Origin of the sequence: Pseudomonas paraversuta (assembly GCF_904067025.1) — a bacterium.
In the GTDB taxonomy this organism is placed as follows: domain Bacteria; phylum Pseudomonadota; class Gammaproteobacteria; order Pseudomonadales; family Pseudomonadaceae; genus Aquipseudomonas; species Aquipseudomonas paraversuta.
In genome coordinates, this window is the sequence record NZ_CAJFDA010000001.1 from 3521801 (window position 1) to 3542981 (window position 21181).

Genomic DNA, 21181 nt, shown 5'->3' on the forward strand with positions numbered 1-21181 from the left:
ATGACGCAGGAAAATCTGATCGAAGTGCGTGATCTCTCCGTGGAGTTTGTCAGCGCTGAACAACCCCATCGCGTAGTGCAAGGCATCAGTTTCGATATCAGGCGCGGCGAAACCCTGGCGCTGGTTGGCGAAAGCGGCTCGGGCAAATCGGTGACCGCGCATTCGATTCTGCGCCTGTTGCCATACCCCCTGGCCCGCCATCCCACGGGCAGCATCGTCTATGCCGGCGAGGATCTGCTGACGCTGCCGGAGAAAAAGCTCAGGCATATTCGTGGCAATCGCATTGCCATGATTTTCCAGGAGCCCATGACCTCGCTGAACCCGTTGCATTGCATTGAAAAACAAATCAATGAAGTGCTGGGCATTCACAAGGGATTAACCGGCAAGGCAGCCACCCTGCGCACCCTGGAGCTGCTGGAGCTGGTTGGCATACCCGAGCCCCACAAACGCCTCAAAGCGCTGCCACACGAGCTCTCAGGCGGCCAGCGCCAGCGCGTGATGATCGCCATGGCCCTGGCGAACGAACCCGAACTCCTGATCGCAGACGAACCCACCACGGCACTGGACGTTACAGTGCAGTTGAAAATTCTGGAATTGCTGAAGCAATTGCAGGCCCGCCTGGGGATGGCGCTGTTACTGATCAGTCACGATTTGAACCTGGTTCGACGAATTGCGCATCGGGTATGTGTCATGCAGCGCGGTTTAATCGTCGAACAGGCATCGTGCGAACAGTTGTTCCGTTCGCCACAGCATCCGTACACCCGGGAACTGCTTAGCGCAGAGCCCAGCGGAGGCCCGGCCGATACTGTTGCGGGGCCGCCATTGCTGGAAATCGAGGACCTGAAAGTCTGGTTCCCGATCAAAAAGGGACTCCTGCGCAAGACGGTGGATTACGTCAAAGCGGTCGACGGCATAAACTTCAGCCTGCCACAGGGACAGACCCTGGGCATTGTGGGAGAAAGCGGATCGGGCAAGTCGACCCTGGGCCTGGCGATTTTGCGTTTGATTGCCAGCAAGGGTTTGATCCGTTTCGAAAACAAACGGCTAGACTGTCTTTCCCGCCAGGAGGTCAGACCGCTGAGGCGGGAAATGCAGGTGGTGTTCCAGGATCCGTTTGGCAGCCTCAGCCCACGCATGAGCGTCAGCGAGATTGTCGGTGAAGGTTTGCGTATTCACCGCATGGGCACCGCTGAAGAACAGGAAGTGGCAATTATTGAAGCCTTGCGCGAAGTAGGTCTGGATCCGGAAACCCGGCACCGCTACCCTCACGAGTTTTCAGGCGGGCAGCGGCAACGAATCGCCATTGCCCGGGCACTGGTTTTAAAACCGGCGTTGATTCTGCTGGACGAGCCAACCTCCGCGTTGGACCGGACCGTACAACGCCAGGTGGTTGAGCTGTTGCGCTCGCTGCAAGCCAAGTACAACCTGACGTATTTGTTTATCAGCCATGACCTGGCTGTCGTCAAAGCGCTTAGCCACCAACTTATGGTGGTCAAGCATGGCCAAGTGGTCGAACAGGGTGATGCGCAAAATATCTTTGCCTCACCGCAACATCCATATACACAGCAGCTGCTGGAAGCCGCCTTTTTGGCGCCAGTGGCTGTCGATTAACCTGATAGAGGAACAACACATGGGTTTTCTCGCCGGTAAGCGCGTCCTGATCGTCGGTGTCGCTAGCAAATTGTCCATCGCTTCTGGCATTGCTGCCGCCATGCACCGTGAAGGCGCTGAACTTGCTTTCACTTATCAGAACGAAAAGCTTAAAGGCCGCGTTGAAGAGTTCGCTGCAGGCTGGGGTTCCAACCCTGAACTGTGCTTCCCTTGCGACGTAGCCAGCGATGAAGAAATCGCCAAGGTCTTCGAAGACCTGAGCAAGAAATGGGACGGCCTGGACTGCATCGTGCACTCCGTTGGCTTCGCACCTGGCGATCAGCTGGACGGCGACTTCACGGACGCAACTACCCGTGAAGGCTTCCGCATCGCTCACGACATCAGCGCCTACAGCTTCGTGGCCCTGGCCAAAGCCGGCCGTCCGATGATGAAAGGCCGCAATGGCAGCCTGCTGACCCTGTCCTACCTGGGCGCCGAGCGCACCATGCCTAACTACAACGTGATGGGCATGGCCAAGGCCAGCCTGGAAGCGGGTGTACGTTACCTGGCAGGCAGCCTGGGCCCGGAAGGTACGCGCGTTAACTGCGTATCGGCTGGCCCGATCCGCACCCTGGCAGCATCGGGGATCAAGAACTTCCGTAAAATGCTGGCGGCCAACGAAGCGCAGACCCCTCTGCGTCGTAACGTCACCATCGACGAAGTCGGCAATGCCGGCGCGTTCCTGTGCTCGGATCTGGCATCCGGCATCAGCGGTGAAATCATGTACGTAGACGGCGGCTTCAACACCACCGCAATGGGCAGCCTCGAAGAGTAACTCTTTGCTTGCAGCCTGTACCCGAAACGCCCGGTGCATTGACTGCATCGGGCGTTTTGCGTTGCGGGCTTTTATAAACTCATTGCCCGTGGGCAGCCACACTTGCCCCCCGCGGGTGCGGGAAGCAACATCCATACTTCGCTCCTGAGCGAATTATCGGCCAAAGGGATGGGAGAAAGTCATGGTTCTTCATGAAAAGGACGCTCTGAATGACACCCTTCGAGGCTGCAACCCACCCCGATCCCTATACCTTTTATGCGCAACTGAGACACAGGGCCGACCTGTACTTTGACTCCCGACTGGGATGTTGGGTCGCAAGCGGTGCAAGGGTCATACAGGCCATTGTGCAACATCCTGATTTGCTGGTACGCCCCCCACATGAGCCCGTTCCACCGGCCATAGCACAAAGGCCTTCAGGCCAGGTGTTCGGCAACTTGATGCGCATGAATGAAGGGCCGCGCCATCAGTGCCCCCGGCACGGGATAGAACCGGCACTGGCGTCAGTGTCGGCAGCAGACATCGCAACACTGGTTGCACACCTCTTCCCCATCACAGACAGCTCTGCCGATAGCCTGAACTCACTCATGTTCAAATTGCCGGTTTCAGTGCTATGCCGCTTGCTGGGCTTCGATGACCACCAGCTTGATACCCTGAGCGCTTTGACCGGTGATTTCGTGGCCTGCCTTTCTCCTTTGGCCAGCGAGTTACAACTGCGCAGCGCTGACATTGCAGCAACCCGGCTGAGTCAGATGTTTGAGGTTCTGTTGAACGACGAAGCTGGACACAGCGCTTTTCTCAACGCTATTTGTCCAGCTTACCGATCTGGCACCCAGGCCGATCGCCCCGCGCTTATCGCCAATTTGATCGGTCTGCTATCTCAGACCTGCGAAGCCACTGCCGGCCTGATCGGCAATGCACTGGTGGCCCTGCAGCAACAGCCTGAGCTGCTTGAAGCGGTCAGCCGAACCCCGGCGCTTGTCCCCGAGCTGGTTGCCGAGGCAGCACGTCACGACCCATCGGTACAGAACACCCGGCGCTTTGTCGCGAAACGCTGCGTCATCGGCAATTGCACTCTGCAAGCCGCAGATACGGTTCTGGTGTTGCTGGCATCTGCAAACAGAGATCCGGCCATCAATCATGACCCGGACTGTTTTCTGCTCAACCGGCCCCTGCGTCAAAATTTCAGCTTCGGCCATGGCCGGCATCAATGTCCGGGTCAACAAATAGCACTGGCGATCGCCGCACAAACCATCGCAGTACTACTACAACGCCATGGCACATCCTTTATCCGGACCTGCCACTGGAGCTATGTCCCATCACTCAATGGCCGAATTCCACGATTCCGCCAGCAGCCGGAGATTGCGCAATGATTGCCGTTATTTTCGAGGCGTGGCCACGCACCGACCAATACCAGCGTTACCTGGACCTTGCAGCCGAACTCAGGCCACTGCTCGCTGACCTTGAGGGCTTCATTTCCATCGAGCGCTTCCAGAGCCTCAGTGAACCCGGGAAGCTGCTGTCGCTGTCATTCTGGCGCGACGAAGACTCCATCCAGCGCTGGCGCCAACTGGAACAACACCGCATGGCCCAGGCCGCAGGACGTACTCAAGTCTTCGAGGACTATCGTTTGCGCATCGCCCATGTTTTGCGCGACTACTCCCTCACTGAGCGATCCGAGGCGCCGGCTGACAGCCGTAAAGTTCACTCGTGAGCGCAGGCTTGCTTGAATCCGCCCCATAAAAAAGGCCGCTCAATGAGCGGCCTATTCGTCGTGCGGATGATCCAGCGCTTAGTAGCGCTCGACCTTCGCCTCATTTTGCAACTGCTTGCGGTAGGCTTCGAAGTCTTGCTGGCCCACACGCGAAGCGAGGAAGCGACGGTACGACGCCTTCTCTTCTTCAGTCGGCTTCGCAGCATCGTTCACGCCATCCAGACGCAGTACAACAACGGTGCCATCGGCCAGGGTGACGCTACCAAAGGTCGGTTTGTCCTTGGATACTGGCTTGGCCAGGCGGAACACAGCTTGCAGCACGGCAGGGTCAATACCTTCCTGACCGCGGGCAACTGCCTCGTGAGCCTTCCACGACAGGCCATCAACCGGCTTATCCAACGGCAACTTGCCATCGCGTAGACCTTTGATGATTTCTTCAGCTTTGGTTTTAGCCGCTGCACTGGCGTGCTCTTTAACCAATTGCCCACGAATGCTTGCGGCAACGGCTTCCAGAGGCAACTGCTCAGGCTTGAGGTGTTCCTTGACGCGCAACACCACTACCGTCTCGGGATCGAGTTCGATGGCAGTACTGTTTGCCCCCTCATCCATCACTTCAGTGCTGAATGCTGCCTGGATCACGTCACGGTTGGCAGCAATCCCCTCCCCGCCCTGACGACCGAACGGTGCAGAGGTATGCACGGTCAGCTTCAGTTCCTGAGCAGGTTGAACCAGATCGGACGCCTCAAATGCGGAGTCTTCCAGCTGCTTGGTTGCATCAACAAAGCGACGCTCAACCTGTTGGGTTTTCAGGTCACGGGTCAGCTTGTCTTTCAGGCTGGCAAAGCTCGGCACTTCAGGTGCCTCGACGCCCATCAACTTGATCAGGTGGTAGCCAAAGCTGGTGCGAACCGGCTCAGAAACCTGATCTTTTTTCAGAGCGTAAAGCGCTGTTTCAAACACAGGATCGTAAACACCCGGACCTGCGAAACCCAGATCACCGCCATTGGCAGCCGAGCCTGGATCCTGAGAGAACTCTTTGGCCAAAGCCTCGAAGCTTTCACCCTTGGCCAGACGCTGCTCAATATCAGCAATCTTGGCTTTGGCCTGCTCGTCGCTGACCTTGTCGTTCACTTCAATCAGGATGTGTGCAGCACGGCGCTGCTCAGCAAGGTTGGCGGTTTCTTTCTGATAAAGGGCTTGCAGCTCTTCATCCTTCACAGCCACCTGATCAAAGAACGAAGACTTCTTCAACTCGATGTAGTCGATCACGACCTGATCGGGCGTCATGAACTCTTTGGCGTGCTCGTCGTAGTAAGCCTTGATTTCGTCGTCGCTGACTTTCACCGCAGCCGGGTCGGCCTTGATGTTCAGAGAAGAGAAATCACGGGTCTGTTTTTCGAGACGGGCAAAAGCGTTCACTTGCTCATCGGTCACGAAACCACTGCCCGCCAAACCGGCGCGCAGCTGACCAATCAGCATTTCCTGGCCCAGCATGTCGCGGAACTGCAGGCGACCGTAACCCAGCTGACGAATCACCTGGTCGAAACGTTCAGCGCTGAACTGGCCGTTATCCTGAAACTCAGGTGTCTGCAGAATGACCTGATCCAGGGCCGCTTCAGAGAAGGAGAACTTCGCCTGATTAGCACCCTGCAGCAGCAACTTACGATCGATCAACCCTTTAAGGGCTGCTTCACGCAGCATTTTCTCGTCCAGCAAAGAAGCGTCGAAATCTTTGCCCAGCTGTTGCATCAGCTGACGACGTTGCATGTCGACAGCCTGGCTGAGCTCAACTTGAGTGATTTCGTCACCGTTGACCTTGGCCGCATCCTGGCTGGTCGAGGTGGCTTGAAAAATAGCATCGAAACCGGTCAACGCCATTAACGCGACGATGACACCGATGATGGTCTTGGCAATCCAGCCTTGTGAATTGTCCCTGATATTTTGCAGCATGCTTCCCCCAGAAACGGTCTTGCATAATGAGCAACCGTGGAGCGTGGGTAGAGTCCGGATAGAAGAAAGGCGCATCCGAGGATGCGCCTTCTCGTAACTGGCGGAGCGGACCGGGCTCGAACCCGCGACCCCCGGCGTACCACGTCGATATAACCATCGACTGCACTACCGCTCCGCTGCCAAGCCTGGCGTGCGCCTGACCCGGTTGGGTAAAAAGTGTTACAAAAACTTAGTTAACCGCTTCTTTCAGTGCTTTACCGGCTTTGAAGCCTGGTTTTTTAGCAGCAGCAATTTCCAGTGCTTGACCAGTCTGTGGGTTACGACCAGTGCGAGCAGGACGATCAGTCACAGAGAAAGTACCAAAACCAACCAGTACCACAGAGTCGCCAGCCTTAAGAGCGCCAGTGACGGATTCGATTACTGCGTCCAGCGCACGGCCAGCTGCAGCTTTCGGGATATCAGCAGATGCAGCGATAGCATCAATCAGTTCCGACTTGTTCACTCTAAGTCCCCTTATATCTATCTGAGTATGTTTCTAAAGTTTTTTGGTAAAAGCAAACGATTGCTGAAGCACTTACGGACACTTATAGAGCCGCTTTATAACAAGGGCTCTAAAAAGCGTCAAGAAAGCCCGTCAGGCAAATCCGTATTAATGCGTGCTAATTCTTTCCTTAGAGTCAGACTCTCGCTTGTCATCCTTGGCAACGATCTCGGGAGCCACATCCGGCAAGGGCTCCGGCGCGTATTGCAGCGCAATTTGCAGGACCTCGTCAATCCATTTAACCGGTTTAATCTGAAGATCCTGTTTGATGTTGTCAGGAATTTCCTTCAGATCGCGGACATTCTCTTCAGGAATAATTACAGTCTTGATCCCACCTCGGTGAGCAGCCAGTAACTTTTCCTTCAAGCCCCCAATCGCCAGCACCTGGCCACGCAGGGTAATTTCGCCGGTCATCGCAACATCCGCACGTACTGGAATCAAAGTCAGCGCAGAAACCAGAGCTGTACACATTCCTACACCAGCACTAGGACCATCTTTGGGCGTAGCCCCTTCCGGCATGTGAATGTGAACGTCACGTTTCTCGTGGAAATCCAATGGGATACCCAGGCTCTTGGCGCGACTTCGAACCACTGTCAACGCAGCAGTAATCGACTCCACCATCACGTCACCGAGAGAACCGGTCTTGATCAGCTGACCCTTGCCCGGCACTACCGCAGCTTCAATTGTCAGCAATTCACCACCGACCTGAGTCCAGGCCAGACCGGTCACCTGACCAATCTGGTCCTGCACCTCGGCCAGTCCGTAGCTGTATTTTCGAACACCCAAAAAGTGCTCGAGAAGCTCGGGCGTCACAGTCACTGCAAAACGTTTTTCCATCGCGTGTTCTTTGACCGCCTTGCGGCAAATTTTCGCAATTTGGCGCTCAAGGCCCCGCACACCGGCTTCGCGGGTGTAATAGCGAATGATGTCGCGGATGGCTTCGTTGTCGAACGCTATCTCGCCTTTTTTCAAGCCATTGGCTTCAATTTGCTTGGGGGCGAGGTATTTGACGGCAATGTTGATTTTTTCGTCTTCGGTGTAACCCGGCAGACGAATGACTTCCATCCGGTCCAGCAACGCTGGAGGAATATTCATCGAGTTGGAGGTACACAGGAACATTACGTCAGACAGGTCGTAGTCGACCTCGAGGTAATGGTCATTGAAATTGTGGTTTTGCTCGGGATCGAGCACCTCAAGCAATGCAGAGGCCGGGTCACCGCGCATGTCGCTGCCCATCTTGTCGATTTCATCGAGCAGGAACAGAGGGTTGCGCACCCCCACTTTTGTCATCTTCTGAATCAATCGACCTGGCATCGAGCCAATGTAGGTACGACGATGACCGCGAATTTCCGCTTCGTCACGCACGCCACCCAAGGCCATACGTACGAATTTGCGGTTTGTTGCATGGGCTATGGACTCTGCAAGGGAGGTTTTACCTACACCAGGAGGTCCTACCAGGCACAAAACCGGACCACGGATTTTCTTCACCCGTTTTTGCACGGCGAGGTATTCGAGAATCCGCTCTTTGACTTCATCCAGACCGTAGTGGTCTGCATCCAGAATGTCTTCAGCGCGCTTGAGATCCAGGCGGACCTTGCTCTGTGCTTTCCATGGCACCTGAACCAGCCAGTCAATGTAGGAGCGCACGACAGTGGCTTCAGCGGACATGGGGGACATTTGCTTGAGCTTGTTCAGCTCAGCCTGAGCCTTGGCCATTGCATCCTTGGGCAAACCAGCGGACTCGATGCGCTTTTTCAGCTCTTCGATTTCGTTATGCCCATCATCACCATCGCCGAGCTCCTTCTGAATGGCCTTCATCTGCTCATTCAGGTAGTACTCGCGCTGGCTGCGCTCCATCTGCTTTTTGACACGGCCACGGATACGCTTTTCAACTTGCAGCAGGTCGATCTCGGCATCAAGCAATGCCAATACGTGCTCAACCCGGGTTTGCAGGTCGATAATTTCAAGAATCTCCTGCTTCTGCTCGATCTTGAGTGCCATATGGGCAGCCATGGTATCGACCAGACGGCTTGGTTCGTCGATGCTGTTAAGCGAGGACAGAACCTCAGCCGGGACCTTTTTGCCCAGCTGTACATATTGCTCGAACTGCGAGATCAGGCTGCGGACAAAGACTTCGGATTCACGCTCCGGGGCAGCCACCTCATCAATCAGGGAGACTTCGGCACTCAGATAGCCTTCAGCCTGGCCAAAGCGCTCGACAGCGCCACGCTGCTCGCCTTCGACCAAAACCTTGACGGTGCCATCCGGCAGCTTGAGCAACTGCAGAACGGTCGCAATGGTACCTACACGATAGAGCGCGTCTTCGCCCGGATCATCGTCAGCAGGATTTTTTTGGGCCAACAGCAAGATCTGCTTGTCGCCCGTCATCGCAGCCTCGAGGGCCTCGATTGATTTCTCGCGTCCCACGAACAGTGGGATCACCATGTGCGGATAGACCACAACATCGCGCAATGGCAGGAGAGGCAATTCAATGGTTGTCTTCATGATTTCGCCTCTACGGCGGCCATAAGGCCGTAATCAGATGGAAGTAAGCTTGAAGCCAAGATGGGGGCAGTTCCGAAAAAAAACAAGCGTTGGACGACAGGAAAAAAAAAGGGGCCCGAAGGCCCCTTCTTTAACACGCAATGTGTAATACGCAGCAATACACTTACGCGTCAGGTGCAACCTTGGCAGTCGCTTCGTTGTTTTCATAAATCAACAACGGCTTGGACTTACCTTCTATAACGCTTTCGTCGATCACCACTTTACTCACCTCGGACTGCGAGGGGATTTCAAACATGGTGTCGAGCAGAACGCTCTCCAGAATCGAACGCAAACCACGCGCACCAGTCTTGCGCTCAAGCGCACGCTTGGCCACGGCTTTCAAGGCATCAGCACGGAATTCGAGATCAACACCCTCCATCTCGAACAACTTTCCATACTGCTTGGTCAGCGCATTCTTCGGCTCGGTCAGAATCTGCATCAATGCAGCTTCATCCAGCTCATCCAGTGTCGCCAGAACAGGTAGACGGCCAACAAACTCCGGGATCAGACCGAACTTGACCAAATCATCAGGTTCTACTTCACGCAGGGACTCGCCAACCTTCTTGCCCTCTTCCTTGCTGCGTACTTCGGCACTGAAGCCGATGCCGCCGCGAGTAGAGCGTGCCTGAACAACCTTCTCCAGGCCCGAGAACGCACCGCCACAGATAAACAGGATGTTACGGGTATCAACCTGCAAGAATTCCTGCTGCGGATGCTTGCGACCACCCTGAGGCGGTACGGAAGCCACAGTGCCTTCGATCAGTTTGAGCAAAGCCTGCTGCACGCCTTCACCGGAAACATCACGGGTGATGGACGGGTTGTCAGATTTGCGCGAAATCTTGTCGATTTCATCGATATAGACGATACCCATCTGGGCTTTTTCTACGTCGTAGTCGCACTTCTGCAGCAGCTTCTGAATGATGTTTTCCACATCTTCGCCTACGTAACCCGCCTCAGTCAGCGTGGTTGCATCAGCAATAGTGAAAGGTACATTCAGCAGACGAGCCAGGGTTTCGGCCAGCAAGGTTTTACCCGAGCCAGTAGGTCCGATCAGCAGAATGTTGCTCTTGCCGAGTTCGACGTCGTCATTTTTCTTGTCACGCTGGTTAAGGCGCTTGTAGTGGTTGTATACCGCTACGGCCAAAACCTTTTTGGCACGTTCCTGACCAATGACGTATTGATCAAGGATGCCGCTGATTTCTTTTGGCGAAGGTAATTTATGCGCACTGCTCTCGGCCTGGGCTTCCTGCACCTCCTCGCGGATGATGTCATTGCACAGGTCGACGCATTCGTCGCAGATAAAGACCGAGGGGCCGGCAATCAATTTGCGCACTTCATGCTGGCTTTTGCCACAGAAGGAGCAATAGAGCAATTTGCCGTTGTCCTCGCCGTTGCGGGTGTCAGTCATTCGATCGATCCAAATCCGATAGGCTTGCAACACAAGATGAAGGCAACTGCGGGCTTTTTCAAGCCCGCAGGAGGTCAGTTAATCCAACCGCCTTCATTTGTACTACTTAAGCGGGCATTTGACGCTTGCTGAACACAGAGTCGATCAAACCGTATTCGGTTGCACGCTCAGCGCTCATGAAGTTGTCACGTTCGGTGTCACGCTCGATGGTTTCGAGCGACTGACCGGTATGGTGGGCCAACAGCGAGTTCAAACGATGACGAATGTTGAGGATTTCCTTGGCATGGATGTCGATATCCGACGCCTGCCCCTGGAAACCGCCCAACGGCTGGTGAATCATCATCCGCGAGTTAGGCAGGCAATGACGCTTGCCCGGAGCACCGCCGGCCAACAGGAAAGCACCCATGCTGCACGCCTGACCGATACAGATGGTCGACACGTCTGGCTTGATGAACTGCATGGTGTCGTAGATCGACATCCCTGCTGTTACCGAGCCGCCCGGGGAGTTGATGTAGAGATGAATGTCCTTGTCCGGGTTTTCGGCTTCAAGGAAAAGCAGCTGCGCAGCAACCAGGTTCGCCATGTAGTCTTCGACAGGGCCTACCAGGAAGATGATCCGCTCCTTGAGGAGGCGCGAATAGATGTCGTAGGAGCGCTCGCCACGGGCAGACTGCTCAACAACCATCGGGACCAGGCCGCCAGCGGCCTGAATGTCAGAGTTCTGCTGAATATAAGAATTGCGGGACATGTCCGGCAGTCACTCCCAAATAGTCTTGTCTGGAATACGCATAAGCCAGCTCGAGGCTGGCTTATGGTTGTGTTTTCTAACGAGTCAGAATTCAGTCGGCTTGTGGAGCTTCCACCGGCTTAACTGCTTCTTCGTAAGAGACCGCTTTATCGGTCACCTTAGCCTTCTGCAGAACAGTATCCACAACTTGCTCTTCCAGCACAACCGAACGAACCTCGTTCAATTGCGCGTCATTTTTGTAGTACCAAGCAACAACCTGCTCAGGCTCCTGGTAAGCGGAAGCCATTTCCTGAATCATTTCGCGAACACGATCTTCGTCAGGCTTGAGGTCGAATTGCTTGACCACTTCAGCCACGATCAGACCCAGAACCACACGGCGATTGGCTTGTTCTTCGAACAGCTCGGCCGGCAGTTGGTCAGGCTTGATGTTGCCACCGAATTGCTGAACAGCCTGAACGCGCAGACGATCAACTTCGTTGGACAGCAGCGATTTTGGCACTTCGATCGGGTTGGCAGCCAACAGACCGTCCATTACCTGATTCTTGACCTTGGATTTGATCGCCTGACGCAGCTCACGCTCCATGTTCTTGCGAACTTCGGCGCGGAAACCTTCCAGACCTGTTTCCTTGATACCGAACTGGGCGAAGAACTCTTCGTTCAGCTCTGGCAGCTTAGGCTCGGAAACAGTGTTGACAGTAACGGTGAACTCGGCGGCTTTGCCAGCCAGGTCCAGGTTCTGATAGTCAGCAGGGAAAGTCAGGTTCAGAACGCGTTCTTCACCAGCTTTAGCGCCTACCAGGCCTTCTTCGAAGCCAGGAATCATACGGCCCGAACCCAGAACCAGCTGAGTACCCTTGGCGGAACCGCCAGCGAACTCTTCACCATCTACCTTGCCAACGAAATCAATGTTCAACTGATCTTCGTTCTGGGCAGCACGCTCAGTCAGCTCAAAACGGGTGTTCTGCTTGCGCAGCACGTCCAGCATTTTGTCCAGGTCGGCATCAGCCACTTCGGCGCTCAGGCGCTCGATAGCGATGGTGTCCAGACCGGTAACTTCGAATTCAGGGAATACTTCGAAGGTCGCAACGTATTCCAGATCCTTGCCTTTTTCGAAGACTTTAGGCTCTACCGAAGGTGCGCCAGCCGGGTTCAGCTTTTGCTCAACCACTGCTTCATAGAACGAAGCCTGGATCACGTTGCCCAGTGCTTCTTGACGCGCATCAGCTTCGTAACGCTGACGAATCACGCTCATTGGCACCTTGCCTGGACGGAAGCCCGGGATTTTGGCCTTTTGGGCGGTCTGCTGCAGACGCTTGTTGACTTCAGCCTCAATACGCTCAGATGGCACGCCAATGGTCATGCGACGCTCAAGAGCGGAAGTATTTTCAACAGAAACTTGCATGGATATTCCTCGTTGCACAGACATTAGCCGGCCGTTTCCGACCCCATAATCAAGGGCATGCATTCTAGTGGGTCAAACTCAAGAAGTCACCCTACCGCAATCGCGCACAGAAACAGCAGGCACATTATTAAGCGCAAGCAGTGATCTGCTTAAACACCCGAATACACAAAAATGCTTACATAGCCCCAACTCAGAGCCTCCTTCCTTATATATAGAAGAAGGCATCAAGCAAGAGCATGACAACACCCGCACCGACACACGGACGCAAGACAGGCATCATTCAGCAACACAATGCCGCCCGTCTGCCCCCCCTTCAAAAAAGCCGGAACGAAAAAAAACGCCAGATTATTAATCTGGCGTTTTCTAAATATGGGGTGGACGAAGGGGATCGAACCCTCGACAACGGGAGTCACAATCCCGTGCTCTACCAACTGAGCTACGCCCACCATATTGCATTTACAGCTCTATTTGCATCGCTACGAATGCGCATCAAAGCGCAGCTTCGTAAAAGAATAAAGCCGCTCTAGGCGGCTTTATTCATCAGCCTGGCGAACCCGATTCAGGCATCGCCAAACCTTATTTGGTGCGGACGGAGAGACTCGAACTCTCACACCTTGCGGCGCTGGAACCTAAATCCAGTGTGTCTACCAATTCCACCACATCCGCATTCAAACTTTTGAAGCAAAGACGCCAGACTATTAATCTGGCGCCTTTCTAAATATGGGGTGGACGAAGGGGATCGAACCCTCGACAACGGGAGTCACAATCCCGTGCTCTACCAACTGAGCTACGCCCACCATATTGCCTTTGTAACCCTACTTGTGCCAAAGCTGCCTAATGGCGCACCCGGCAGGACTCGAACCTGCGACCATCCGCTTAGAAGGCGGATGCTCTATCCAGCTGAGCTACGGGCGCCTTGTTAATCTGTATTCTGTGACGACTACAAACTAAGTGCTTTCAGTATCACCAAGCCAGACATCAACTTCGCTCTACCTTCTTAACCAGTGCTAGGCTGTGCCCGACAAGTGCGACGAATATTATAGGCGACCCCGAAAGCCGTCAACTCTTTTTTGAAAAAAGTTTAGAAATATAAAGGAGTTAGGGGAATAAGCAGACCAAGCGCCTTTGCCCTTACGTCACGGCATGCGAGAATGCACGTCCTTTTTCCACCCTTTACGATGGTTAATCACGCGTAATGACTGCACAACTAATCGACGGCAAAGCGATCGCCGCCAGCCTGCGCAAGCAGATTGCAAAACGTGTCGCCGAGCGTCACGAGCAAGGCCTGCGCACTCCCGGCCTGGCAGTGATTCTGGTCGGCAGCGATCCTGCCTCCCAGGTTTATGTTTCGCACAAGCGTAAAGACTGCGAAGAGGTAGGCTTTCTTTCACAAGCCTATGACCTGCCTTCGGACACTAGCCAGCAAGCACTGACCGACCTGATTGACCGTCTTAATGAAGACACGGATATCGACGGCATTCTGCTTCAGCTGCCACTGCCCGAGCATCTGGACGCCTCCAAGTTGCTGGAGCGCATTCGTCCGGACAAGGACGTAGACGGTTTCCACCCCTACAACGTCGGCCGTCTGGCCCAGCGCATCCCGCTACTGCGCCCCTGCACTCCTAAAGGCATCATGACCCTGCTGGAAAGCACCGGCCAGGACCTTTACGGAATGGACGCAGTAATCGTTGGCGCCTCCAACATTGTTGGTCGCCCGATGGCCATGGAACTGTTGCTGGCCGGCTGCACCGTAACGGTTACCCATCGTTTCACCAAGGACCTGGCCGGCCACGTAGGCCGTGCAGATCTGGTGGTCGTGGCTGCCGGCAAGCCGGGCCTGGTCAAAGGCGAATGGATCAAGGAAGGCGCGATCGTGATCGACGTCGGCATCAACCGCCAGGCTGATGGCAAGCTGGTAGGCGATGTGATTTACGAAACCGCCCTGCCCCGCGCCGGCTGGATTACACCGGTTCCTGGCGGCGTTGGCCCGATGACTCGCGCCTGCTTGCTGGAAAATACTTTGTACGCCGCCGAAACGCTGCACGCATAAGCCCCAGCATCGATACCAGCAACGGCACCTTCGGGTGCCGTTGTTATTGGTGCAGCCAAAACCCGGACAAACAAAAGCCCGCACTTGGCGGGCTTTCGTTCAAACAGCGATAAACCTAGTCAGCCAGGCGCCAGGTCGTACCGCCTTTACCATCTTCAAGCACAACACCCATGGCGGTGAGCTGATCACGAATCCGGTCCGATTCAGCCCAGTCCTTACCGGCACGAGCCGCCAGACGAGCCGCGATCAAGGCATCAACCTGGACCGCATCCACCCGACCTTCTGCGCCAGCCTGCAAGAAATCATCCGCCTCAAGCTGCAATACACCCAGCACATCAGCCAATTCTTTCAAGCGCGCAGCCAGGCCAGCCGCGGCCTGCAAATCGGTATCGCGCAAACGGTTGATCTCGCGAACCATCTCGAACAGCACCGCGCAGGCTTCCGGAGTACCGAAGTCATCGTTCATCACCTGGGTAAAACGCTCAACGAACGCTTCACCACCGGCCGGCGCCACTTTTGGCAGCCCCTTGAGGGCGTGATAAAAGCGCTCAAGAGCCGCTTTCGCGTCCTTGAGGTTATCTTCGGAGTAATTGATCGAGCTGCGGTAGTGGCTGGACACCAACAAGTAACGCACCACTTCCGGGTGATATTTCTCCAGAACGTCGCGAATGGTGAAGAAGTTGTTCAAGGATTTGGACATCTTCTCGCCATTGATGCGAATCATCCCGCAATGCATCCAGGCATTGGCGTAGGTTTTACCCGTCGCCGCCTCACTTTGGGCGATTTCGTTCTCATGGTGCGGAAACTCAAGGTCGCTGCCGCCACCATGAATATCAAAGGTCTCGCCCAGGCAGCAGGTCGACATCACCGAGCACTCGATGTGCCAGCCCGGACGACCTGCACCCCACGGCGACTCCCAGCTCGGCTCGCCCGGCTTGACGCCCTTCCACAACACGAAGTCCAGCGGATCGTCCTTGGCTTCGTCGACTTCAATACGTGCACCGATACGCAGATCTTCGATCTTCTTGCGCGACAGCTTGCCGTAGCCCATGAACTTGGCGACACGGTAATACACGTCGCCGTTGCCCGGGGCGTAGGCATAGCCCTTGTCGATCAGGGTCTGGATCATCGCGTGCATGCCGGGGATATAATCCGTGGCACGCGGCTCCATGTCCGGCTTGCGGATATTGAGTCGCGCTTCGTCTTCATGCATTGCAGCGATCATGCGCGCGGTGAGCACCTCAAACGCTTCGCCGTTTTCACGGGCACGGTTGATGATCTTGTCTTCGATGTCGGTGATGTTGCGCACATAGGTCAAATCGTAACCGCTAAAACGCAACCAGCGTGTTATCAGGTCAAAAGCCACCATGCTGCGGCCGTGACCCAGATGGCAATAGTCGTACACGGTCATGCCGCACACGTACATGCGCACATTGTTGCCGTCCAGCGGCTTGAAAACTTCTTTGCTCTTGGTGAGCGTGTTGTAAATCGTTAGCACGATGGCTCCCTCAAAACTTGATCACTGACCCCAGGAATCACGCAAGGTCACAGTACGGTTGAATACCGGCTGGCCAGGTTTCGAGTCCTTGATATCTGCGCAGAAGTAACCTTCGCGCTCGAACTGGAAACGGTCTTCCGGCTGTGCGTTGCCCAGCGACGGCTCAGCACGACAACCCGTAAGAACCTGCAGCGAATCCGGGTTGATGTTTTCCAGGAAGCCCGCACCATCCTCAGCCTTTTCAGGGTTCGGCGAGCGGAACAGACGATCGTACAGACGCACTTCGCATTCGACACTGGCAGCAGCCGGCACCCAATGCACAACACCCTTGACCTTGCGGCCTTCAGGGTTCTTGCCCAGCGTTTCGGGATCGTACGAGCAATGCAGTTCAACGATGTTGCCATCGGCGTCTTTAATCGCTTCGTCAGCACGAATCACATAGCTGCCGCGCAGGCGTACTTCACCGGCAGGCTCAAGGCGCTTGTAACCTTTTGGCGGCTCTTCCATAAAGTCGTCACGATCGATGTAAATCTCACGGGCGAATGGCAGCACTCGTACACCCATGTCTTCTTTAGGGTGGCGAGGCAGCTCCAGGTTTTCGACCTGGCCTTGCGGATAGTTGGTGATGATGACCTTCAATGGACGCAGCACACACATCGCGCGCGGAGCGCTGTGGTCCAGATCGTCACGAATGCTGAATTCCAGCATGCCGAAGTCAACCACGCCATCGGAGCGGTTGGTGCCAACCATGTCGCAGAAGTTGCGGATTGATTTGGGCGTGTAACCACGACGACGGAAACCCGAGAGGGTCGACATGCGCGGGTCATCCCAGCCATGTACGTGCTTTTCATCAACCAGTTGCTTGAGCTTGCGCTTGCTGGTGATGGTGTAGTTCAGGTTCAGGCGCGAGAACTCGTACTGACGCGGCTTGCTCGGCACCGGCAGGTTGTCGAGGAACCATTCGTACAGAGGGCGATGACCTTCGAACTCCAGGGTGCAGATCGAATGGGTAATGCCTTCGATCGCATCCGACTGACCATGGGTGAAGTCATAGTTCGGATAAATGCACCACTTGTCACCGGTCTGATGGTGATGGGCATGACGAATGCGATACAGGATCGGATCGCGCAGGTTCATGTTCGGTGAAGCCATGTCGATCCTGGCCCGCAACACACGCTTGCCGTCTTCGAACTCGCCAGCCTTCATGCGGGCGAACAGGTCGATGTTTTCTTCGACGCTACGCTCACGAAACGGGCTGTTTTTGCCAGGCTCGGTCAAGCTGCCACGGTATTCCTTGGCCTGTTCAGGTGTCAGGTCGCAGACATAGGCCTTACCTTCCTTGATCAGGTAAACCGCCCACTCATGCAACTGATCGAAATATTGCGAGGCAAAGCGCACTTCACCCGACCACTCAAAGCCCAGCCACTTGACGTCACTTTCGATCGCATCAATGTATTCCTGGTCTTCTTTGGCCGGGTTGGTGTCGTCAAAACGCAAATGGGTGACGCCGCCAAATTCCTGAGCCAGCCCAAAGTTCACGCAAATGGACTTGGCGTGACCGATGTGCAGGTAGCCGTTGGGCTCAGGCGGGAAGCGGGTCACGATCTGTTTGCATTTACCCGAGTCAAGGTCCGCCTGCACGATGGGACGCAGGAAATTAGCCGGTACAGCAGGGCCAGCCTTAGGATTCAAAGTAGGGTCGACAGTGGGCTTGCTCATAGGATCCTTGAACGTAACAGGTGCGCGGCCTGGGTCGGCCGACTAAATCAAAGCGCCTATCATAGCCGATGCTGTCAAGTCCCTGACAGAGCAGGCGCTCAATCAACGCATTTGAAATAGCGCCTTTTAGCCCCCATATCGCAAAAACAGCATCGAAATGCCGTGCGGGCACGCTAAACTGCGCCGCGCGGCTGTATCTACCCAGCCAGCTTTTAGTCTCCGAGCCAATTGGCCGGACCAAAAAGCTCACCGAATTCATCTGATAGAGCGATAGCAATCATGTCCAAAGTAAAACTGACTACCAACCACGGCGACATCGTGATTGAGCTGAACGCTGAAAAGGCGCCGATCACCGTCGCCAACTTCATCGAGTACGTAAAAGCCGGTCACTACGAAAACACTGTGTTTCACCGTGTAATCGGTAACTTCATGGTTCAGGGCGGCGGTTTCGAACCTGGCATGAAAGAAAAGAAAGACAAGCGTCCAAGCATCAAGAACGAAGCTGATAACGGTCTGCCGAACGAGAAGTACACCGTGGCCATGGCTCGCACCATGGAGCCGCATTCGGCTTCCGCCCAGTTCTTCATCAACGTGGCTGACAACAGCTTCCTCAACCACACCGCACCGACCGCTCAAGGCTGGGGCTATGCAGTGTTCGGTAAAGTGGTTGAAGGTCAGGACGTGGTCGACAAGATCAAAGGTGTCAAAACCACTTCCAAAGCGGGCCATCAAGACGTGCCGGCTGAAGACGTGATTGTCGAGAAAGCAGAGATCATTGAGTGATACTGCTGATTTCAGATTTGCATCTGGAAGAGGAGCGCCCGGACATAACCCGGGCGTTTCTGGATTTCCTGACCGGGCGTGCGCGCTCGGCTCAGGCGCTGTACATCCTGGGTGATTTTTTCGAAGCCTGGATAGGCGACGATGCAATGACGCCCTACCAGCGCTCTATCTGTGAAGCGCTGCGAACACTGAGCGATAGCGGCACGCAGATTTTTCTGATGCACGGCAATCGCGACTTTTTGCTTGGCCAGGCCTTTTGTAAAGCGGCTGGCTGCACCCTGATCAAAGACCCCAGCGTTGTAGATTTCTACGGCGAACCGGTCTTGCTGATGCACGGCGACAGCCTGTGCACCCGCGACGAATCCTACATGCGCCTGCGGCGCTACCTGCGCAACCCCGTAATCATGTGGATTTTACGCCACCTGCCACTGGGCACCCGGCAAAAACTGGCGCGCAAGTTACGCAGCGAAAGCCGCGCCCAGACCCGCATGAAAGCCAACGACATCGTTGATGTGACCCCCGAAGAAGTACCGCTGATCATGGCCCGGCATGGCGTACGCACGCTGATTCATGGCCACACTCACCGCCCGGCCATTCACAAGCTGCAGATCGGCGAACATGCCGCCAAACGCATTGTGCTCGGCGACTGGGACAAACAGGGCTGGGCACTGCAGGTGGATGAGCAAGGCATGCAACTGGCGCCGTTTGATTTCGCCACCCCGCCTTTACTGCAACACAGCCAACAGTAGGATGGTGGGAGCCGGCTTGCCAGCGATGGCATCACCCGGCATCAGCCAGACCCCGGCGATATTATCGCCGGCAAGCCGGCTCCCACAGCCTTGCGGCTTTTACCGCATTAATGTCCGCTCGCCTCCGGCCCCGCCTTCGCGGCAAACGGCGGTTTGGCCAGCCACACCAGCAAGATCAGCCCCATGAACATCCAGCCCATCAACGTGAAGTAGTCCACAGTCGAGAGCATATAGGCCTGACTGGTCAGGACTTGATCCAGCTGGGCGTAAGCCTTGGTGCTCGCCCCGCCGAGATTCTCCAGCGCGTGCCGGGTGATGGGGTCATAGGTACTCATGCTTTCACTCATGTAGGCATGGTGCTGATCAGCACGACGAATCCAGATCCAGGTGGTCAGGGATGCCGCAAAACTCCCCCCCAGCGTTCGCAGGAACGTCGCCAGCCCGGCGCCATCGGCGATCTGATGTGGCGGTAAATCCGACATCAAAATGCTCAAGGTCGGCATAAAGAACAGCGCCACACCTATCCCCATAAACAGCTGCACCAGTGCCACATGCTGGAAGTCCACCTGGCTGGTGAAATCGGCCCGCATAAAGCAGCTCAGGCCAATGGCCAAAAAGGCCAGCCCCGCCAACAGGCGCAAATCGAATTTATGCGCGTACTTGCCCACAAACGGCGACATCAGTACCGGCAAGATACCGATCGGTGCCACGGCCAGACCGGCCCAGGTCGCGGTATAGCCCATCTGCGTCTGCAGCCATTGCGGCAAAATCAGGTTGATGCCGAAGAAGCCTGCATAGCCCAATACCAGCACGATGGTACCGATACGAAAGTTGCGATAGGCAAATAAACGCAAATTCACGATGGGGTGCTTGTCGGTCATTTCCCAAATGATAAAAGCCGCCAGCGCCACCACTGACAATGCAGTGCCCATAAGGATGAAATTGGATTCGAACCAGTCCAGATCATTGCCCTTGTCGAGCACTATCTGCAGCGCACCGACGCCAATGATCAGGGTTATAAGACCCACATAGTCCATCGGCTGACGGGTAATCACCACCGGACGCGCCTTGAGTTGCTGGCGAACCACCATCACGGCAAAGAAGCCGATCGGGATATTAATGAAGAAGATCCACGGCCAACTGTAACTGTCCGTGATCCAGCCACCCAATATGGGGCCCGCAATGGGCGCAACCACCGTGACCATCGCCAGCAATGCCAATGCCATCCCCCGTTTCGCAGGCGGATACACCGCAATCAGCAGGGTCTGGGTCATGGGATACAAGGGGCCGGCGACCAGGCCTTGCAACACCCGAAAGCCCACCAGTTCAGGCATCGAGGTTGAAATACCGCACAGGAACGAAGCCAGCACGAACAGAACCGTGGCCCACAGAAACAGCTTCACCTCACCAAAGCGCCGGCTCAGCCAGCCAGTCAACGGCAAGGCAATAGCGTTACTTACGGCAAATGAAGTAATTACCCACGTACCCTGCTCCGAACTCACCCCCAGGTTGCCGGAGATAGTGGGCAACGCCACGTTGGCGATGGTGGTATCGAGCACCTGCATAAAGGTCGCCAGCGACAGGCCAATGGTGGCAAGCACCAAGCTGGGCGGGGAAAAAGACGCGTTTGTACTCATCGCAAATCCTTTAAAA

Annotated in this window: 16 protein-coding genes and 4 tRNA genes; 7 read left to right on the forward strand and 13 right to left on the reverse strand. The window is 55.4% G+C overall.

Going from position 1 to position 21181, the window contains the following annotated elements:
- The 4 genes from JQ848_RS15960 to JQ848_RS15975 all read left to right on the forward strand — a co-directional run bounded on the left by JQ848_RS15960 (position 1) and on the right by JQ848_RS15975 (position 4136).
- Positions 1-1611, forward strand: a complete 1611-nt coding sequence (locus tag JQ848_RS15960; protein ID WP_003441379.1) for an ABC transporter ATP-binding protein — start codon at positions 1-3, stop codon at positions 1609-1611.
- A 19-nt stretch (positions 1612-1630) separates the two neighbouring features.
- Positions 1631-2425 carry an enoyl-ACP reductase FabI gene (gene fabI / locus JQ848_RS15965; protein ID WP_003441378.1) on the forward strand — a complete coding sequence of 265 codons (795 nt, stop codon included), beginning with the start codon at positions 1631-1633 and terminating at the stop codon, positions 2423-2425.
- Between the two features lie 659 nt (positions 2426-3084).
- Positions 3085-3795: a cytochrome P450 gene (locus tag JQ848_RS22910; RefSeq protein WP_328821626.1), complete on the forward strand. Its 711-nt coding sequence runs from the start codon at positions 3085-3087 to the stop codon at positions 3793-3795.
- Positions 3792-4136 carry an antibiotic biosynthesis monooxygenase family protein gene (locus JQ848_RS15975; RefSeq protein WP_003441374.1) on the forward strand — a complete coding sequence of 115 codons (345 nt, stop codon included), beginning with the start codon at positions 3792-3794 and terminating at the stop codon, positions 4134-4136. Before JQ848_RS22910 ends, JQ848_RS15975 begins: the two co-directional genes overlap by 4 nt.
- 78 nt (positions 4137-4214) lie before the next feature.
- On the opposite strand, the gene JQ848_RS15980 is transcribed toward JQ848_RS15975, so the two are convergent.
- The 10 genes from JQ848_RS15980 to JQ848_RS16025 all read right to left on the reverse strand — a co-directional run bounded on the left by JQ848_RS15980 (position 4215) and on the right by JQ848_RS16025 (position 13644).
- Positions 4215-6086 carry a SurA N-terminal domain-containing protein gene (locus tag JQ848_RS15980; RefSeq protein WP_010655837.1) on the reverse strand — a complete coding sequence of 624 codons (1872 nt, stop codon included), beginning with the start codon at positions 6084-6086 and terminating at the stop codon, positions 4215-4217.
- Between the two features lie 229 nt (positions 6087-6315).
- A complete protein-coding gene (locus tag JQ848_RS15985; protein WP_003441370.1) occupies positions 6316-6588 on the reverse strand; it encodes an HU family DNA-binding protein in 273 nt (90 codons plus the stop codon).
- A 147-nt stretch (positions 6589-6735) separates the two neighbouring features.
- Complete coding sequence (lon, locus tag JQ848_RS15990; RefSeq protein WP_003441367.1) at positions 6736-9132, reverse strand: endopeptidase La; 2397 nt, start codon at positions 9130-9132, stop codon at positions 6736-6738.
- Between the two features lie 163 nt (positions 9133-9295).
- Positions 9296-10579, reverse strand: coding sequence for an ATP-dependent Clp protease ATP-binding subunit ClpX (clpX, locus tag JQ848_RS15995; RefSeq protein WP_003441365.1), 1284 nt, complete (start codon positions 10577-10579; stop codon positions 9296-9298).
- 106 nt (positions 10580-10685) lie between these two features.
- Entirely contained in the window at positions 10686-11327 is a 642-nt protein-coding gene (gene clpP, locus JQ848_RS16000) for an ATP-dependent Clp endopeptidase proteolytic subunit ClpP (protein ID WP_003441363.1), read from the reverse strand.
- A gap of 91 nt (positions 11328-11418) precedes the next feature.
- Positions 11419-12729, reverse strand: a complete 1311-nt coding sequence (gene tig / locus JQ848_RS16005) for a trigger factor (protein WP_003441361.1) — start codon at positions 12727-12729, stop codon at positions 11419-11421.
- Positions 12730-13099: 370 nt separating this feature from the next.
- Positions 13100-13175 (reverse strand) — tRNA-His (locus JQ848_RS16010).
- A 135-nt stretch (positions 13176-13310) separates the two neighbouring features.
- A tRNA-Leu gene (locus tag JQ848_RS16015) sits at positions 13311-13395 on the reverse strand.
- A gap of 55 nt (positions 13396-13450) precedes the next feature.
- Positions 13451-13526: transfer RNA gene (locus JQ848_RS16020), tRNA-His, on the reverse strand.
- Between the two features lie 41 nt (positions 13527-13567).
- Positions 13568-13644, reverse strand: a tRNA-Arg gene (locus JQ848_RS16025).
- Between the two features lie 280 nt (positions 13645-13924).
- On the opposite strand from JQ848_RS16025, the gene folD reads away from it, so the two are divergent.
- On the forward strand, positions 13925-14779 hold the full coding sequence (gene folD / locus JQ848_RS16030) for a bifunctional methylenetetrahydrofolate dehydrogenase/methenyltetrahydrofolate cyclohydrolase FolD (protein ID WP_003441360.1): 855 nt from the start codon (positions 13925-13927) through the stop codon (positions 14777-14779).
- Between the two features lie 115 nt (positions 14780-14894).
- On the opposite strand, the gene cysS is transcribed toward folD, so the two are convergent.
- Positions 14895-16277, reverse strand: coding sequence for a cysteine--tRNA ligase (gene cysS, locus JQ848_RS16035; RefSeq protein WP_202210939.1), 1383 nt, complete (start codon positions 16275-16277; stop codon positions 14895-14897).
- 21 nt (positions 16278-16298) lie between these two features.
- Positions 16299-17996, reverse strand: a complete 1698-nt coding sequence (locus JQ848_RS16040) for a glutamine--tRNA ligase/YqeY domain fusion protein (RefSeq protein WP_127196572.1) — start codon at positions 17994-17996, stop codon at positions 16299-16301.
- A gap of 279 nt (positions 17997-18275) precedes the next feature.
- On the opposite strand from JQ848_RS16040, the gene JQ848_RS16045 reads away from it, so the two are divergent.
- Together JQ848_RS16045 and lpxH are read left to right on the forward strand one after the other, a co-directional pair.
- Complete coding sequence (locus JQ848_RS16045; protein ID WP_003441354.1) at positions 18276-18779, forward strand: peptidylprolyl isomerase; 504 nt, start codon at positions 18276-18278, stop codon at positions 18777-18779.
- Positions 18776-19528, forward strand: a complete 753-nt coding sequence (lpxH, locus tag JQ848_RS16050; RefSeq protein ID WP_003441352.1) for a UDP-2,3-diacylglucosamine diphosphatase — start codon at positions 18776-18778, stop codon at positions 19526-19528. Before JQ848_RS16045 ends, lpxH begins: the two co-directional genes overlap by 4 nt.
- Before the next feature lie 107 nt (positions 19529-19635).
- Here lpxH and JQ848_RS16055 read toward each other — a convergent pair whose 3' ends face one another.
- Complete coding sequence (locus JQ848_RS16055) at positions 19636-21165, reverse strand: DHA2 family efflux MFS transporter permease subunit (protein WP_060781813.1); 1530 nt, start codon at positions 21163-21165, stop codon at positions 19636-19638.
- Between the last annotated feature and the right edge of the window lie 16 nt (positions 21166-21181).

Excerpts from the sequence above, each read along its gene's own strand:
- JQ848_RS16040 (WP_127196572.1), bottom strand. The coding sequence starts at position 17,996 with ATGAGCAAGCCCACTGTCGACCCTACTTTGAATCCTAAGGCTGGCCCT.
- JQ848_RS15960 (WP_003441379.1), top strand. The coding sequence starts at position 1 with ATGACGCAGGAAAATCTGATCGAAGTGCGTGATCTCTCCGTGGAGTTT.
- JQ848_RS16045 (WP_003441354.1), top strand. The coding sequence starts at position 18,276 with ATGTCCAAAGTAAAACTGACTACCAACCACGGCGACATCGTGATTGAG.
- JQ848_RS15975 (WP_003441374.1), top strand. The coding sequence starts at position 3,792 with ATGATTGCCGTTATTTTCGAGGCGTGGCCACGCACCGACCAATACCAG.
- clpX (WP_003441365.1), bottom strand. The coding sequence starts at position 10,579 with ATGACTGACACCCGCAACGGCGAGGACAACGGCAAATTGCTCTATTGC.
- clpP (WP_003441363.1), bottom strand. The coding sequence starts at position 11,327 with ATGTCCCGCAATTCTTATATTCAGCAGAACTCTGACATTCAGGCCGCT.
- tig (WP_003441361.1), bottom strand. The coding sequence starts at position 12,729 with ATGCAAGTTTCTGTTGAAAATACTTCCGCTCTTGAGCGTCGCATGACC.
- JQ848_RS16055 (WP_060781813.1), bottom strand. The coding sequence starts at position 21,165 with ATGAGTACAAACGCGTCTTTTTCCCCGCCCAGCTTGGTGCTTGCCACC.
- fabI (WP_003441378.1), top strand. The coding sequence starts at position 1,631 with ATGGGTTTTCTCGCCGGTAAGCGCGTCCTGATCGTCGGTGTCGCTAGC.
- lon (WP_003441367.1), bottom strand. The coding sequence starts at position 9,132 with ATGAAGACAACCATTGAATTGCCTCTCCTGCCATTGCGCGATGTTGTG.
- JQ848_RS15980 (WP_010655837.1), bottom strand. The coding sequence starts at position 6,086 with ATGCTGCAAAATATCAGGGACAATTCACAAGGCTGGATTGCCAAGACC.
- folD (WP_003441360.1), top strand. The coding sequence starts at position 13,925 with ATGACTGCACAACTAATCGACGGCAAAGCGATCGCCGCCAGCCTGCGC.